Genomic DNA, 16,368 nt, shown 5'->3' with positions numbered 1-16,368 from the left:
TCTTTAATACTATTTAATATTTTCGATGGCAATATCGGCTGTTTTTAAACCTTTGCCACTCACTTTTAAATTTATTTTGCCTGCAACTTCTGTAGCTTGCACAGTGGCTACCAATTTACCTTTAAAAACTTTCATTTGTGGTAAATGGAACAACTCTAAACTGGTTGGATCGCCGTTGGCAACTACCTTGTAAGAACCTGCTCCGGTAACGTTAAATGAAAGTAAATCTGAAGCGTCAGGACATAAATTACCATCTTTATCTACCACACTTGCGGTAATATAAGCCAAATCCTTACCATCTGCTGTTAGCGTTTTACGATCTGTTTCTAACACAATATGATGTGGTTTACCTGCAGTTTTAACAGTTTGTTCTGCAACTGCTTTTCCACTCTCATCGTAGGCCACAATTTTTAAAGTGCCAGCTTCATATTTAACATCTTTCCACATTAAACGATAGCGATTTGCATTAGAGGAATTGTTTTTACTTTGCTTGCCTTGGCTTTTTCCATTAATAAATAATTCGGCCGAAGGATAATTTGTGTAGGCAAACACTGGCGTTACCTGTCCTTCTCTACCCGGAAATGTCCAATGTGGCACCAAATGTAAGGTCGGAGAATTTGTATTCCATTTTGCACGATATAAGTAATAACGGTCTTTTGGAATTCCTGCTAGATCAATAATCCCAAAATATGAGCTATGCGATGGCCATTTCTCATCGTAAGGAGTTGGTTCTCCTAAATAGTCAAATCCGGTCCAAACAAATTCGCCAATTACATATTTTAAATCGTCTTGTTTTGCAAATTCGTCATCAGGTATTTGCGACCAGTTACAATATTCGAAATCGTATGATGAACTTTGGTTATCATCGTACATTTTCATTTTTGCAAACTCAACCGGGAACTTGTAAACACCTCTGGAGCTTACTGTTGATGCTGTTTCTGTTCCTAATATAAACCCTTGTGGCAAACGACTGTAAGCATTTTCGTACCAATGTGGCTTATAATTAAATCCGGGAACATCTAAAATAGAAGCGAAATTATTATCTAGCGCATCTTTAATTCTGTCCATACCAATGGTTACAGGTCTAGTTGGATCTTCGCGATGACAGATATCCTGTAAAAATTTTAAGATTTTGTTTCCATTTTTGGTAGATTGATCAGGAACTTCATTGCCAATGCTCCACATAATTACGCAAGGACTATTTCTGTTTGCGTGGATCATGTTTATTACGTCTTTCTCCGCCCATTCGTCGAATAAGTGACTGTAGCCGTTACGAACCTTCGGCGCTTTCCACTCGTCAAAAGATTCTACCATCATCATAAAACCCAACTCATCGCAAAGCTGAACCAACTCTGGTGTAGGCATATTATGCGAAGTACGAATGGCATCGCAACCCATATCTTTTAGCATTATTAGTTGACGACGTAATGCAGCTACATTAACCGCAGCGCCAAGCGGACCTAAATCATGGTGGTTGCAAACCCCTTTAAATTTGCGAATTTCTCCATTTAACGAAAAGCCTTTCTCTGCTTCGTACTTTATGGTTCTGATACCAAAGCGAGTGGTATATTCATCTTTTAAAACTTCGCCTTCATAAACTTTCGAATGTGCATAATACAAACTAGGTTTTTCTGGCGACCAAAGTTCAGGCTTTTTAACAACCAAAACCTGCTCAAATTCGCTATCTGTAGGCGGTAATAACGAGGTAAATGTAGAGACAACTTCGCCTTTGGCATTTTTAATTTCTGTTTTTAGCTTTAAAGTTGCTTTCTTTCCTGCCGGAAAATCAATTTTTGTTTTGATATTAACTTTCGCAAAATCTTTATTAATTTCTGGCGTGGTAATGTAAGTTCCCCAAACTGGCACATTTACATCTTCGGTAATAATTACGTGAACGTTTCTATAAAGTCCAGCGCCTGGATACCATCTAGAAGCCTCTTTTTTATTCTCTAAACTAACTGCAATTGTATTTTTACCTTCTACCATTTGGTCGGTAACATCTATAGAAAACGAGTTGTATCCGTATGCCCAATGTCCAACTTTTTTACCGTTTAGGTAAACCACCGGATAACTCATTGCGCCATCTATAAGTACAACAGCCTTTTTGCCTTTCTTAAAAGCCGGCGCCGTAAAAGTATTTCGGTAAAAACCTTTACCTACAAAAGGCAATCCGCCGGTACGACCAGTTTTAACAGATGCCTGCTTTTCTCCATTCTGTTCAATTTGCACATTTTGGCTGTCGTTCTGCCCATCAAAAGGACCTTTAATTGCCCAATCATGCGGTACAGTAACGGTTTCCCACTTGCTATCATTAAAATTGTTAGCAATAGCTTCTAGATGGTCTCCTTTGCTAAACTTCCAATTTTTTTCTAAAGTATAAGTTGTTCTGTTTTGCGCTAAAGCTACTTGCGACAGCAAAATAATGGCAATAAAAAACAAGCTTTTGAAATGCGATAAAGTTGTCATAAATCAAATGTATTATTAAAAAAACACGACTTAAAGCGAAAACAAAAGCTCGTTAATATCTGTAAACAAATGGTTTATTTACGATGATATAGTTTGTTATTAAGGCAGTAAGTACTGTTTAATATCGCAATTAGGCACTTCTTTTAAACCGTTTGCTACTAATGCAGCATTTAAAATTGCCCCATTCTTGTTTGTATGCGTTTGATCGGTTGGGAAGAACAACTTTACCTTATCTGAGCCTAATTCTTCGTATTTTTTTCTAATAATCTCATTCAATGGCAAGAAAAAAGCTTGTTGTTTATCGGCTACCTCTTTTGCCCAAACCGCATAGTCAGTCCCATTTACTTTACCGTCTTTCCAGCCGTTTCTGGCAACTGGAGAACAGATAATGGGAATTGCACCTTTTGCCTTCGCATCTGCAATGTATTTACGCAAATAATGTCCGTAGGTAAATACCTCTTCCTGCATTTTTAGCTTCGGATTAAAAATCACTTTGCTCTCTTCGCCGATTCCTCTAATACTTCCCCTTGCTCTTGCGGTGTCGTCTAACGGTCCGGCATCGTTGTGTCCAAATTGGATTAACACGTAATCGCCTTTTTTCAGCTTTGCTAAAATTTTGTCCCATCTTCCCTCATTTATAAACGTACGGCTACTTCTGCCGCCAATTGCATGATTTTCTACACTTACTTTTGTTGTGTCGAAATGATTTTGAATTACACTTCCCCAACCCCACTGACTATTTTCTGCCGTTCCGGTTCCATTTTTAACTGTAGAATCGCCAATAATATAAACCACAGGTTTTTGCTGCAAAGCGATAAAAGAAAATGCAACTAAGACAGTTAAAGCGACTAATTTAAGATTACTCATTTTTTAATGTTTTTTGTAGGATTTACGATCTTGATATTTGGTAACGAAGGCTTTTTCATGGTTTCATCCATGTAATAATCTGTATGTGGCGGTTGGTTATAGGCCACATTTTGCCAAGCAATACTTAACCTATACTGTGGGTTTTGCATTAAGCTATACAGTTTGTGCTTAGTTGGAATTGCAGTAGTAAAAATCCTCAACTCCTGGTTATCAGTTGTTTTATAAATTACTTCTTCACGCCAATCGCCAAATAAATCTGCCACCAAAGTGGGTGTAGCTTTTGTACCATTATTACTTGCACAATTAAAGTCTGCTGTATTTAAAAGCAGTTTTGTTTTTTCGTTAAGGTAGTCCCATTTATCTATTTTTGTACCATTTAAAATCTCGCTTAGCAAATCTCCATCCCAATAAATTCCCATATTGCAAGGAGGCGTGTTGTTGGCAATTTTGTTTCCCTTTACGTCGAATATCCCGGTAATTCCAGCTCCTGCTACCCAAGATTCTGCACCGTCATACCTCGGATCGATATTCAACGATAAACCTCTGCCTGGTCCTTCGCCATCATCACCAGCTTTAACCGATGGCTTTTTCCAAATCACTTCTCCGGTTTTAGCATCTCTAAAACTTGCGCCAGCATCATCAAAACGTTCCTGAATGTCAAAAACTTCTAAACCTGGCCTATTCGGATCTAAATCTGAAACATGCAAGGCATCACCGTGTCCAATTCCTGTAGAATACAATCCTTTACCATTATCGTCAATCGTCATTGCACCATAAACAATTTCGTCTTTTCCATCTCCATCAACGTCGGCTACGGTTAAACTGTGATTTCCTTGTCCGCTGTAAGCTTTGTTGCCGGGCGTACCATCTTCGCTATCAAAAACCCAAACCGGAACTAATTTTTTGTTTACAAAATTCCAAGCTGCAATAACCGCTCTGGTATAATAACCGCGAGCCATAATTAAGCTAGGCGTTTTACCATTAAGGTAGGCAACGCCACCTAAAAAGCGGTCCATTCTATTACCATAACCATCGCCCCAAAGTTTTTTCAATTGATCGGAAGTTGGATTTTCTGTCTCGGGATGCCTAGGCGGATTATATTTAACCGTAGAAAGTGCGGCACCTGTCAAACCATCAAACATGGTTAAATATTCTGGTCCGGCTAAAATATAACCAGCACTATTTCTATAGTCTTTGGTGGTATCGCCAATGGCTATTCCTTTTCCATCGATTGTTCCGTCGGCGGTTTTCATGGCTATCTCCGCACGCCCATCACCGTCGAAATCGTAAACCATAAACTGCGTGTAATGCGCACCTTCGCGAATGTTTTTGCCAAGATTAATTGACCATAACAAAGTTCCATCTAATTTATAAGCCTGAAAAATTGGCGGATCTGTAACCCCAGATTGACTGTTGTCTTTTGATCTTCCAACTTGATGGAGCACGATTTCGTATTCTCCGTCGCCATCTAAGTCTGCAACTGAAGCATCATTTGGAGAGTAACCATTTGGCGTTTGTAGTTTGATAGATAAATAAGGTTTTGAATTAGCTGCTACAACAAACCCTTTGCTCTTTTCTTTTTCCTTACCAGCTAAAACCGTTTTTACAAAATAAATCTGTTTTTTAGTCTGATCTACCTTAGCATCATTAAAAAATGTTGCTTCAATAAGTGGTTGTTGATTTAGTTTTACAGTTTTTCCATCCGTAGTTCGATAAACATTAAACGCAGTTTTTTCTGCGTCTGTAACTAAAGAACGCCAGCTAATCGCAACGTCTTTACCATTTGCGATAGCAACTAAACCTCTATCTAAAAACTCCATTTGCCTTTGGGCAAAAGCACCAAAAACAGCTAAAAGTAGCGTGAACATAAAGTAGATTTTTTTCTGCATCAACGTTGTTTTTTAATTAAATGATTATTGGTTACTTACTGAAAATTAAATAGGCTCAGGTTTTTAAATTTTGATATCCTGAGCCTAGCAAATTGATCTGTTATAATAATATTTACTCAACTACCACTACGAAACCCGAAGACGGCTCTATGGTAAAATTCAGATTTTCTTTCGCCGGAATAGCTTTAACATCCCAAGTATATTTTTCTTTTCCGTCTAAATACAGGGTTGCATTTTTACCCGCAAACTGTGCTAAATTTAGATTGATTTTCTGAGCAGATTTGTTAGTTATACCACCAACATACCACTTGCCACCTGCTTTTCTGGCAATAACAGCAAATTCGCCGGGTATGCCATCAATAAATTTAACATCATCCCATTTTGTAGGGATTGATTTAACATAAGCTTGTACATTTTCCGGTATTTTTGCCATTCCTTCTGGAGATTCGGCGAAATGTTGCAGACCGGAAGTAAACAAAACAGAAAGTGCTAATTGAAAAGCACCGCTGGTTTTACGCTGTACATTTGATGGGTTTTTGTACAGGTTCATCGGTGTATAATCCATCGGATCGAATGCATTACGTGCGTAAGGCAAAACGGTACAAAACTCTGCTTCCTTATCTGCATCTTTTTGCGTAAAAGTTACATTTTCGTAACCACGAACAGCTTCAGCCGTTAACAAATTTGGATAAGTTCTTGCCCAGCCTCTTGGTAACGTTGCACCGTGGAAGTTGACCATTAAACCAGCATTTGCAGCATCATTTAAAATATCGACGTAATATTGAATAACGGATTGTCCATCGCCACCAAAGAAATCGATTTTAACACCTTTAATACCCATTTCTTGTAAACGAGCAAACTCTTTAACGCGACTTTGCTGCGTAGTTAACAAGTTTTTAGGCGTATATTTTACGGTGTTCCAATCACCTGCAGAATTGTACCAAAGTAATAAACCAACATTTTTAGTTTTTGCATAATCGGCTAGCTCTTTCATTTTTTCGTAACCGATATTTTTATCCCAGTTAACATCTATTAAGCAATATTGCCAATTCATATCGGCAGCAAAATCAATGTATTTTTTCTGCTCTTTATAAATTATAAAATCGTCTTTAGAGTTTATCCAACTCCATGAAGAATTACCTGGTTTAATATAACTTAAATCTTTTAGTTGAGATGGCTTAGCCAAATCGGTTCCGGCGGTAGATTCTACCACAGTTTTTAAATCGCCTATGGCAATTACACGCCAAGGCGATGCAAAAGGAAACGTAATTTGAGGCAATAAAGCTTTGCCCGGAAAAATTTCTCTTGGGTCTGGAAAACCAATTTTAAAGTTGCCCGGTTTGCTTGGCGAAGAAAGTAATCTTGTAGCGCAATAAGTTCCGTCTAATCCAGCTTCGGTAACTAAACTATAAGTATTTTCTGTTTGGTAAAGTGCCGGATAAACCCATCCAGTTTTATAATCTATAACTTTTGCCACATCTACAGCTACATTATAATGTTCTTCGTAAGCCGGGTTGGTTTGCTCCCATCCGGTTTTAGAAACCTGCATAGGTTGCAACCAAGTTTTGGTTTTTTCAGGAAAGTTAAATGTGGTTAGCTCGTCGGCAATTTCTTTACCTAAACCAGCTTGATCTGCCAATAGATATTTAAAGGCAACCGCATCGTCGGAAACCTGAAAAACAATATCGATTTTCTTTTTGGCTTCATTGGCATAAGTGAAAGTCCTTTTGTTGGCTTTGTAAATAACATTGGCCTTTTTTCCGTGAAGCAGGCTATACTTATCGCTTACTGCAGTAATTTTTGATGCACTCACGAAAGCAATGCTTTTAAAAGAAGTTGTGTTGGTAGTTAAGCCTAAATCTGAACTTGCCAGAACAAGTTTTCCTTTGCGTTTTACCGAGTAGCTTAAGGTGCCATCAGGATTGTTAAATAACTCGACCAATAACTGTTTGTTAGGGCTAGAAATGTTTTGGGTTTGGCCATTTGTTATCCTAACAGAAAACAGCACGGCTAATACGGCTAAAATTAGTTTTGTTCTCATTATATTATTTTTTCTGATATACTCTTACATAGTCCACTTCGTAACGATTTGGGAATTTCGTATCGTTTAACTCGCCACCATTTAACCCGCCCATAGCTAAATCTAACAGCATGTAATGTGGCTGTTTAAACGGATTATCGCCTTTGGCATCTCTGTTGTTAAGTTTGCTCATTTCAACTTTGTTTAATAAAACATCGTCTACATAAAGCGAGATTGCTTCTTCGTCCCAATCCATGCGCCAAATGTGGAATTTAGATGCCCATTCTTTACCGCCTAATTCATTAATGTCTTTTGTATTGCTAAACCAATGGGCGTTGTATTGTTTATTTGTGCCAATGGCGATGTTTGCCAAAAGTTTCTTTTTATAGTATTCCATAATGTCTATCTCGCCGTTTGACGGCCATTGGTTTTTTACACCCAGTGTCCACCATGCTGGCCAAAGACCATCACTGATATCTATTTTGCCTCGCATTACAAACCTACCATACTGCCAACTGTGTTTACCGCCGGTATTTATACTTGCCGAACTGTATTCGATGTTTTTTCTACTGTTTGCCCAATGTTTGCTATCTTCTTTGTATTTAGGATTAGGTTTGTTTTCTTTTCTAGCCTCAATTACCAGCACGCCGTTCTCTTGCCAGGCATTATCTTCTTGGTACCATTGTAACTCCTGGTTTCTTACAAAACCTTTCTCAAATTTCCATTTGGCAGAATCTACTTTGCCATCTTTATTAAATTCATCGGCCCAAACCAATTTGTAACCGAGCTTTGCATATTCTTTCTCTTCTACGGCAGAACCCGCTTTAGTATCAATTTGTGCAAAAGAGATCAAACTGTAAAATGTAAAAAGTATAGTTGTAATTTTCTTCATCTGTTATAAGTTGAGACCACATTATATAACAAACACAGATTTTAGCTTAAAAAATCTGTGTTTGCGAGTATTGTTTCTTAAATAAAATTAATTTTTAACTAGACTGTAGTTCTGGTAGTTTTACCGTTTCAGAACCATTCTCTATTTTTACAATGTAAGATGTAAGTTCTAAATCGAACTTTTCGGTATAGCTTTTAGTAAGTGTGGCTGTAAGTTCTTCTACAGCTTCTTCTTTAACCAAATTAATGGTACAACCGCCAAATCCGCCACCCATCATTCGGGCACCTAAAACATTAGAGTTATCTTTAACTTGGTCTACCAAATAATCCAACTCTTCGCAACTTACCTCGTAAGCTTTGCTTAAACCCTCATGCGTTTCTAACATACGTTTGCCCAAAGAAACCAAATCATTAACTTCTAAATCAATACAAGCTAACTGTAAACGCTCAATTTCTTCAACAATAAACTTACACTTTACATAAACATCTTGGTCTTTAGCCTTAACATGTTCATCTAGCATAGCGATGGTTACGTCTCTTAAGCTATTAACTTCTGGATGATGTTCTTTAACCCACTCTACACCTTTAAAGCAAGATGCTCTTCTATCGTTATAAGCAGATGATGCTAGATTATGTTTTACGTTGGTATTAAACAACACAAAAGTATATCCCGGTAGATTAATAGGCACATATTTATACTCCAATGTTTTGCAATCGAGCATAATTGCATGGTCTTTTTTACCAAATACCGAAGCAAACTGATCCATAATACCGCACATTACACCAGCAAAGTTATGCTCTGCTTTTTGTGCTATATGTACTAAAGTCATTTTATCTATACCTAAAGAAAATTGTTCGTTTAAGGCGAACGCTACAGAACACTCGATAGCTGCAGACGAAGAAAGACCAGCACCGCCAGGAATGTCGCCTTCAAACATCAGGTTAAAGCCTCCAATCTTTAGGTTTTTCTTTTGGATTTCGGCAACTACACCTAAAATATAATTAGGCCATTGTTTTTCTGTTGGCTTAATATCCGACAAATCGAATTGAAACGTTTCGTCATATTTAGTTGCGTGCAGATGAACTTGTTGGTCATCTCTTTTTGAAATAGCTACATAAACTGCTTTATCAATAGCTGCAGGAAGTACAAATCCTTCGTTATAATCTGTATGCTCACCTATAATGTTTATTCGTCCTGGAGAACGGTAAAGCGAAGGTGCTTTGCCGAACATTAGGTTAAACTTTTCTTGTATGTTATTCGTATTCATATGCTTCTGCCTCTACTGGCCAATTAAACTCACTGTATAGCTATAGCTATATTTTTTATCCATCAAACGATATTGTGCATGCGGTAATGAACCCCAGCTATCGTCGCCACCAACACCGCGTTGTTTCAAATCAACCGACAAGAAAACCTGGTTTCTCGGAGGCAAATCCGTTGGATGTTGTTGTTTTTTGGTTAGTCCCGGGTCTAGATCTTCAACACTATGGTTGATGGCCGTAAAACCTAAGGCTTGTGCGCCTTCAATTTTTACACCCATACCCTGATTGTTGGTTAATGTTAACCAACGTACATCGGTTTTATTACCACTTTCTTGAGGACGAATATAACCTTTATAATATTGATTTGCCACTTTATCGCTATAAATTCCTAAAAACGAACCGTGGTTTCTGTCTATATAATTCTCGTGCGGACCTCTGCCATAATAGCTTAAATCTGTATACCAATTAGATAAGGTTGTTCTCATACCGAATCTTGGCAGCTCTGGCAATTGTGTATTAGTAAAATCCATAGCTCCAGTTACTTTAACAGAACCATCATTTTGGATTAGGTAAGTTATCTCATAAGGCACGTTGATATTGCCCAATAACCAGCTAACATTAATTGCTAAGCCTGCTGCAGTTTGTTCGCCAACTTTTACATTTTTTAACTGCTTATTTAAATGTGCTGATTTCCATACCCCTAATTTACCTGGCATATCGTTACCAAAATCGTTATCGGTTGGTGCTCTCCAGAAGTAGGGTTCTAAGAAATTTGTAAACCTGTTGCTACCGTTAAAGTAATTTGTAAATCTTGCGTTTTTAGTATCAAACTCTCCTTTTACATTTCCGGCAGTAAAACTGATTTTATTGTTCTCTTTTTTAACCACTAATTTAGTGTCTGTTTTAAGCTCTTTCGCAAAGTAATCGCCAGCGTATTTAAACTGTTCTTTTGCAACTTCAAAACCCGCATCTAAGCTTGCGGAAGGATTTTTGGTAGTTACCGAGAAGTTTAAGTAAAACTCAGATCCAGCTTCTGCTTTAAACATTGGTAAATTTAATTGGAAATCTTTTTTCTGGTGTGGTGCCAACTGTACCGGAAGAATTCCTTCTTTAATTTGAACACCATTTCTGAATAAAATCCATTTAAAATTGTACTCGCTTAGGTTAGTAAAATCGTAATTATTTTCTATGGTAACTAATCCTCTAGATACTGCTTTATCAGTAATCCATACGTTTTGATAGATTTGTTTCACCTCATAAGCACCTGGATCTGGTGTACGATCTGAACTTACCATTCCATCGGCTACGCCATTTTCGTCATTTTGCCAATAGAAACCACCTAAATCGCCTCCGTAGGCCCAAAATTCTTTGCCGTTCAAATCTTTTGTTTTAATGCCTTGATCTACCCAGTCCCAAATAAAACCACCTTGCATGTTTTTACTGTTTCTGATGATATCAAAATACTCTTTAAAGTTACCGTTGCTATTACCCATTGCGTGAGAATACTCGCACATAATGTAAGGGCGTGTTTTTGTGGTATCCGCAGCGTATCTTTTCATACTTCCGATACTTGGGTACATTGGGCAAACGATGTCTGTATTCCAATCTTCTCCAGCTTGCTCAAACTGAACTGGTCTGGTGTTGTCTCGGTTTTTAATCCATTTATAATTATCATGAAATACCTGGCCATTGCCGCACTCGTTACCTAAAGACCAGATAATAATCGAAGGGTGGTTTTTATCGCGTTCTACCATACGAACTGTACGATCTACGTGAGCTGGAGCCCATTCTGGCAAATAAGCTGGGTGCTTACTTTTATCAAACCAAGCCTGAAACTCTGCGCCTAAACCATGTGTTTCTATGTTAGCTTCATCTACCAAATACAGACCGTATTCGTCACATAGTTTATAAAAAAGCGGATCGTTTGGATAGTGAGATAATCGTACTGCATTGATGTTAAATTGTTTCATTAATTTAATGTCTTTCAACATCAGTTCTTTTGTAGTGTAATGGCCAGTAACATCATCGTGTTCATGACGGTTAACTCCGTGTACCGAAATTTTAACTCCATTTACCAATAACCTAGCATTTTTAATCTCCACTTTTCTAAATCCAACTTTTGTATTGGTAACACCTAAAACTTTGCCTTTCTCATCCTTTAAAGTGATAACGCAGTTGTATAAATTAGGTGTTTCGCCAGTCCATTTTAGAGGGTTTTTAATGGTGCTTGCGAAATTTATAGTTTGAATGGTATCTGCCCCTACAGAAAATGCCTGCTCTTTAGAATAAACTGATTTCCCTTGTTTATCAAACAAACTAACAGAAACTTTACCTGCTTTAATATCGTTGCCGGTAAATTTCCTAACATCTACGGCAGCGCTAAATAACCCATCGGTATATTTTGCATCTAAATCTCCTTTTAAGAAATAATCCCAAAGGGATAGTTTTGGCAAAGCATAAAGGTATACATCGCGTTCGATACCGCTTAGGCGCCAAAAATCCTGATCTTCTAAGTAACTACCATCGTGCCAACGGTAAACCTGTACTGCAATTTGATTTTCGCCAGTTTTTAAGTGTTTGGTAATATCAAATTCGCTTGGCGTTTTAGAAGCTTTAGTCATACCAACCTTGTTCCCGTTAACGTAAATAAATGCGCAACCAGAAATAGAGCCGAAGTGCAACATTACTTCCTTATTGTCCCAATTTTGTGGCACCGTAAATGTTTTACGATAAGTACCAACCGGATTATTTGGTCCGATGAAAGGTGGCGTAGTTGGATGCGGATAAGCGATATTGGTATAGATAGGAATACCAAAACCGTTTAACTCCCAATTAGAAGGCACGTTTAAGTTGGCCCAACCGCCATCGTTAAAACTAGTGCTAAAAAAATTTGTTGGTCTATCTTTATGCTGATCAACATAGTTGAATTTCCAACTTCCGTTTAAGGATTTAAAATTTTCAGATTTGCTATAATCATCTAAAATAGCATCTTTCTGGTTGTTAAAAAGTACAAAAGTAACATGTGGTTTTTCTTTGCCCACGTCTACCAATCGCGGATTTTCCCAATCGTTATTTTGCGCCATTGCCGGCACTGCCAACATTAACGCAATTAAAGTTTGTGGAATTAGGTTTTTAAGGTTCATTTGTGTGTTGTGTTTTATTATTTATTAAGGGATGTAAGCACCACTATATTGTGTTAATCCATCTTTACGCATAGCCTCAATTAGGATACAGTTGTAAACATAATCCCAACTAGAAGTAACTTCTGAGTTTTGGTTTAAACCATAAGGCCACCAGTGTTGTGTGTCGCCACTTAGTTGCACCGCTACAGCACTTTTCTGAATTTTTTGCAAAAGCTCATTCGTGTGCTGACCTTGGAATTTGCCACCAACAATTTTGCTATTCCACCAACTGCTTGTACCTGTGCCTAAGGTATGGTTCATTTCGTGCAACATGGTTCTAATATTTTGGAAACCACTGTTTGTACCAAAACGCATCCAACCTTCGTTATTGGCATCTGCAGTAGGCACACCATCAACATAGTTTAACCAAACATGCTTAGTTGCAGAACTAAAATTTGATAGATACCAAGCTGCACTATCTACTGCAATTTGCAATCTTGCATAAGCTTCCAACTCAGAATTCGACGGATTAGTTGCTTTGTTAAAGGTATAAGTTATTTTTCCTTTCGGGATGGTTCTAAAAGTAACATCATTGCTATAGCTGGTGCCTTTTGCGTTAACAGCGTAAGCCCTAACATGATATCCAGTCTTGTCTAACAATCCTTTTAGCATCAATCTGTATTTACCTGTGCCATTGGCACCGTGTTTAATCTTAGTATCAGCTGTTGTCGGATTTTGGGCAAGACCATAAACTAATCCACGTTCGGTTACAGCATCACCCCCATCATTAGTAATTTCGATATCCGCAGCCGCTACCGTTGCACCCACAATAAACATTGGTGTAAAGTTAAAACTAGCATTACCTATAGCAGTGGTGGTAAAAGTAATTTCGTTACCATAACCTGTACCGGTTTTATTGGTAGCAAAAGCTCTTAAAAAATATTTTGTATTGGCTTTTAAGCCTGTAATTTCCGAGATGAAATCTCCAGCACCTGTTACGCTGGTTGTACCAAATTTAATATCTGCGGTAGTTGGTTTGGTAACAAGACCTACAACAATACCTCTTTCGGTTATAGAGCTACCGCCATTTTCGGTAGTAATACCTCCACTTTTTGCGGTTATGGTGGTAACATTTGTCACTTCGGCAGTTTGTACGGTTGGTACGGTACCTGTAGTTACGACAGGAGGCGTAATTGGTTCAGCAGTTTTCGTTGCTTTCTCACAGCTAACAAAAAAAGTTGCTAGTAAAATAACGATAAGGGGATTGATTTTCATGAGTACGATTAATTTGGTTCAGATAATACTCGTGTTTTTGAGCGTTTTTGAATTATAAAAACAACCTACAAGAACGGAAGCTCCTGTAGGTTGTTGAGAGGGCGTATTATAGTATTATAGATAATTAATTCTGTACAATTTAACAGAAGGTATTTTAGCGTACATACCTGTACTTCCGCTACCGGTTAGTGTTGCTGCAAATCCCAAAGAAACTTGCTTGTTAGCATCTAGCGTAAAGTTTAGCATCTTGCTTTCTAAATTTGAAAATGCAATGCTTTGACTAGTTATGTTTGCTACGTTTGGTAACGTTGTGCCTTCAGCTACAGCTAAATAGCGTGAACCACCGGTATTGAAATCTGTCATTACAATTTCGAAACGGTAGTTACCTTCAGGCAAAGTTATAGTTTGGTAAATTTTGCCATCTGTAACGTTTGGTAAACCCCAACCTGCTTCTAAAGAAATTACTCCACCAGATTTGTTCTCAAAACCACCTACAGTACCACTTGCATTTTTTACAGAAGCACTTGTAACCCAGTCACGTAGAATACCCCATCTTGTACCGCTCATTGATGAAGCAACAATACCAGGACCAACATTTTTAAGGTAAGTTGCCGTAATATCAACCTTACTAAACTTAGGAATATACATGCTGGTATATTCTGTATAGAATGTATCAACACTCATCGTATCTGGCAAAAATAACGTACGATATTTAATCGTACCTTTCTCTTTAAAATTTGGAACGGTATAATTATTAACATCTATCGGAATTCTTACTTTTTTTTCTACATTAGAGTTATCTATGTAGATTAATTCGGTTGCGAATACACCACTAACTCTATCCATGCCTCCCCATTCGATGGTGGTGACATTGGTTTCGCTAGTAAAAGCACCATTAATACCTCTGTTTGATAAGGTGGCTTGATATCGATCGCCATAAACCCTTCCTGTTTTATAAACTGGAATCGACTTATTGCCCTTATCGTCATAAGTGTAAATGATAAAATTCTGTACACCTTCTTTAATATTGGTAATACTTAATTTTAAAGTGTCAACATTAGCAGTTCTTGTAACCGGAATAACCACAGAATCTGCTTTGTTATTCCAATACACTACGCACTTTTTAACTTTAGGGTCTGCTAAGAACAAGCCATTTAAAACTACCCTGTATCTACCAGAATTAATTTTAACTGAATCCAATTTTCCGGTGTAAGAAATTTCCCCGTCACCGATGAAGTTTTTGTAATCGTCCATTTTAGCACAAGAAGCTAAGATGCTAACGAAAAACAGAGCTAAGCCCGCAAATTTTATATGCTTAGTTAATTTTTTGATATTATTTTTCATGTCAATATTCATTTTCGCGTTAAACATTATCTTGGGTCGCCATAAACTTGAATTTCACCTATAGACATAAATGTCGTTCCCTGCCAGTTTTTATTATTTTTAATACGTAGATATCTTACTTTAGGGATACCAGCATCAAACGTATAGTTTAAACCTGCAGCCCCTGCCGCTACATCTTCGGTAGTGTTAGTACCATAAGCCGCTCCCGATGGTTTTTTAGATTTAAAAGTCCCCAATTTTGTCCAATTGTTAAAACTACCATCGGTTGGAGGATTATCTGTACCCCAAATTTCGAATTCATTTAAGTTACCACCATAGAAATAAGTACGTATGCTTAAATACTCAGGATAATCCCAAATCACAATACGACTTAGTGAAGACAGCTTTCCAATATCAAAAGTTATCCATTGCGGCGTTAATACCGCAGAACTAGTCATTAAAACACGGGGCCAACCGTTGGTATCGCCATCCCACATACCAGCGATTGATGTAGAAGTATTTAAAGCAACGTCACTTGGCAAAGTAACTGCTCTATAACCAGACTTTGGTATTGGCGCTTCATACAAAGGCACAAGTGTAGTAAAGAGCGTATCGCTATAATTTAACCATCTATCTCTAATTGTAATTGCAAACTTTCTAGATACTGGATCGTATCCTCTAATAGCCTGATCAATATCAATTGTAGATGTGTAGATATTTTTTGAAGTTGGCACCATTCTACCTTTGCTATCTTCTGTTAAAATTTCAATTGCTAAATCCGCTTCGGCTGGATTTTTTGCAGTAAACCTTATTCCTCCAAAATCTGCAAGTGCTTTCATACTTCTAAATACACCCCAAATCGGGTTTTCTAACGGTCTTACTTTTATAGAAACAGGCGCAGATTCTACTTCGCTTCTATTAACTGCGTACAGCTTAACTTCATGTTCTTCTGTATCACCAAAACCCTCAACTTTTAAGGTATTTCCGTAATAGGATGCTTTCACTTCCATTACTTTGCCGTTAGCAAGTGAATAAACAGCCTTTACATATAACAAATCGTTATCAGAAGGTAATGCATAGGTTAATGTAGCATTACCTGGCCCAGCGGTATACTGTACGTTCGACACAGGTCCTGGCGCACTGGTATTTTTTTCGAGTGGTTCTAGTTTGTCGGCCTGGCACCCTCCAACTAAGATTGCTATTGCAGCAATCATTAAGGATAAATTAATTCTAATTGTTTTCATATCTGAAA

At 37.7% G+C, this 16,368-nt stretch carries 10 protein-coding genes; all 10 read right to left on the bottom strand.

Annotated features, from left to right (window positions below; translation table 11 throughout):
- Positions 1-9: 9 nt before the first annotated feature.
- Entirely contained in the window at positions 10-2,466 is a 2,457-nt protein-coding gene (gene galB, locus DUT69_RS18095; protein WP_113654685.1) for a beta-galactosidase GalB, read from the bottom strand.
- A 99-nt stretch (positions 2,467-2,565) separates the two neighbouring features.
- A complete protein-coding gene (locus DUT69_RS18090; RefSeq protein ID WP_113654684.1) occupies positions 2,566-3,333 on the bottom strand; it encodes a rhamnogalacturonan acetylesterase in 768 nt (255 codons plus the stop codon).
- Positions 3,330-5,222 (bottom strand): rhamnogalacturonan lyase, encoded by a 1,893-nt coding sequence (locus tag DUT69_RS18085; RefSeq protein ID WP_205314302.1) that lies wholly within the window; start codon positions 5,220-5,222, stop codon positions 3,330-3,332. Before DUT69_RS18085 ends, DUT69_RS18090 begins: the two co-directional genes overlap by 4 nt.
- Before the next feature lie 112 nt (positions 5,223-5,334).
- A complete protein-coding gene (locus DUT69_RS18080) occupies positions 5,335-7,263 on the bottom strand; it encodes a glycoside hydrolase family 97 protein (protein ID WP_113654683.1) in 1,929 nt (642 codons plus the stop codon).
- A gap of 4 nt (positions 7,264-7,267) precedes the next feature.
- Positions 7,268-8,134: a glycoside hydrolase family 16 protein gene (locus tag DUT69_RS18075; protein ID WP_113654682.1), complete on the bottom strand. Its 867-nt coding sequence runs from the start codon at positions 8,132-8,134 to the stop codon at positions 7,268-7,270.
- Positions 8,135-8,228: 94 nt separating this feature from the next.
- Positions 8,229-9,401 carry a galactokinase gene (locus DUT69_RS18070; RefSeq protein WP_113654681.1) on the bottom strand — a complete coding sequence of 391 codons (1,173 nt, stop codon included), beginning with the start codon at positions 9,399-9,401 and terminating at the stop codon, positions 8,229-8,231.
- Between the two features lie 12 nt (positions 9,402-9,413).
- Positions 9,414-12,539: a glycoside hydrolase family 2 TIM barrel-domain containing protein gene (locus tag DUT69_RS18065; protein ID WP_113654680.1), complete on the bottom strand. Its 3,126-nt coding sequence runs from the start codon at positions 12,537-12,539 to the stop codon at positions 9,414-9,416.
- 24 nt (positions 12,540-12,563) lie between these two features.
- A complete protein-coding gene (locus tag DUT69_RS18060; protein ID WP_113654679.1) occupies positions 12,564-13,793 on the bottom strand; it encodes a hypothetical protein in 1,230 nt (409 codons plus the stop codon).
- A 114-nt stretch (positions 13,794-13,907) separates the two neighbouring features.
- Positions 13,908-15,137, bottom strand: coding sequence for a DUF4998 domain-containing protein (locus DUT69_RS18055; RefSeq protein WP_162796356.1), 1,230 nt, complete (start codon positions 15,135-15,137; stop codon positions 13,908-13,910).
- A gap of 26 nt (positions 15,138-15,163) precedes the next feature.
- Positions 15,164-16,360, bottom strand: coding sequence for a DUF5000 domain-containing lipoprotein (locus DUT69_RS18050; protein ID WP_162796355.1), 1,197 nt, complete (start codon positions 16,358-16,360; stop codon positions 15,164-15,166).
- Positions 16,361-16,368: the final 8 nt, after the last annotated feature.

The organism is Pedobacter namyangjuensis (assembly GCF_003313325.1).
In the GTDB taxonomy this organism is placed as follows: Bacteria; Bacteroidota; Bacteroidia; order Sphingobacteriales; family Sphingobacteriaceae; genus Pedobacter; species Pedobacter namyangjuensis.
Note: the sequence above shows the minus strand (reverse complement) of the source record. Positions and strands in the feature narration are given on the sequence as shown.

Excerpts from the sequence above, each read along its gene's own strand:
- galB (WP_113654685.1), bottom strand. The coding sequence starts at position 2,466 with ATGACAACTTTATCGCATTTCAAAAGCTTGTTTTTTATTGCCATTATT.
- DUT69_RS18090 (WP_113654684.1), bottom strand. The coding sequence starts at position 3,333 with ATGAGTAATCTTAAATTAGTCGCTTTAACTGTCTTAGTTGCATTTTCT.
- DUT69_RS18085 (WP_205314302.1), bottom strand. The coding sequence starts at position 5,222 with ATGCAGAAAAAAATCTACTTTATGTTCACGCTACTTTTAGCTGTTTTT.
- DUT69_RS18080 (WP_113654683.1), bottom strand. The coding sequence starts at position 7,263 with ATGAGAACAAAACTAATTTTAGCCGTATTAGCCGTGCTGTTTTCTGTT.
- DUT69_RS18075 (WP_113654682.1), bottom strand. The coding sequence starts at position 8,134 with ATGAAGAAAATTACAACTATACTTTTTACATTTTACAGTTTGATCTCT.
- DUT69_RS18070 (WP_113654681.1), bottom strand. The coding sequence starts at position 9,401 with ATGAATACGAATAACATACAAGAAAAGTTTAACCTAATGTTCGGCAAA.
- DUT69_RS18065 (WP_113654680.1), bottom strand. The coding sequence starts at position 12,539 with ATGAACCTTAAAAACCTAATTCCACAAACTTTAATTGCGTTAATGTTG.
- DUT69_RS18060 (WP_113654679.1), bottom strand. The coding sequence starts at position 13,793 with ATGAAAATCAATCCCCTTATCGTTATTTTACTAGCAACTTTTTTTGTT.
- DUT69_RS18055 (WP_162796356.1), bottom strand. The coding sequence starts at position 15,137 with ATGAAAAATAATATCAAAAAATTAACTAAGCATATAAAATTTGCGGGC.
- DUT69_RS18050 (WP_162796355.1), bottom strand. The coding sequence starts at position 16,360 with ATGAAAACAATTAGAATTAATTTATCCTTAATGATTGCTGCAATAGCA.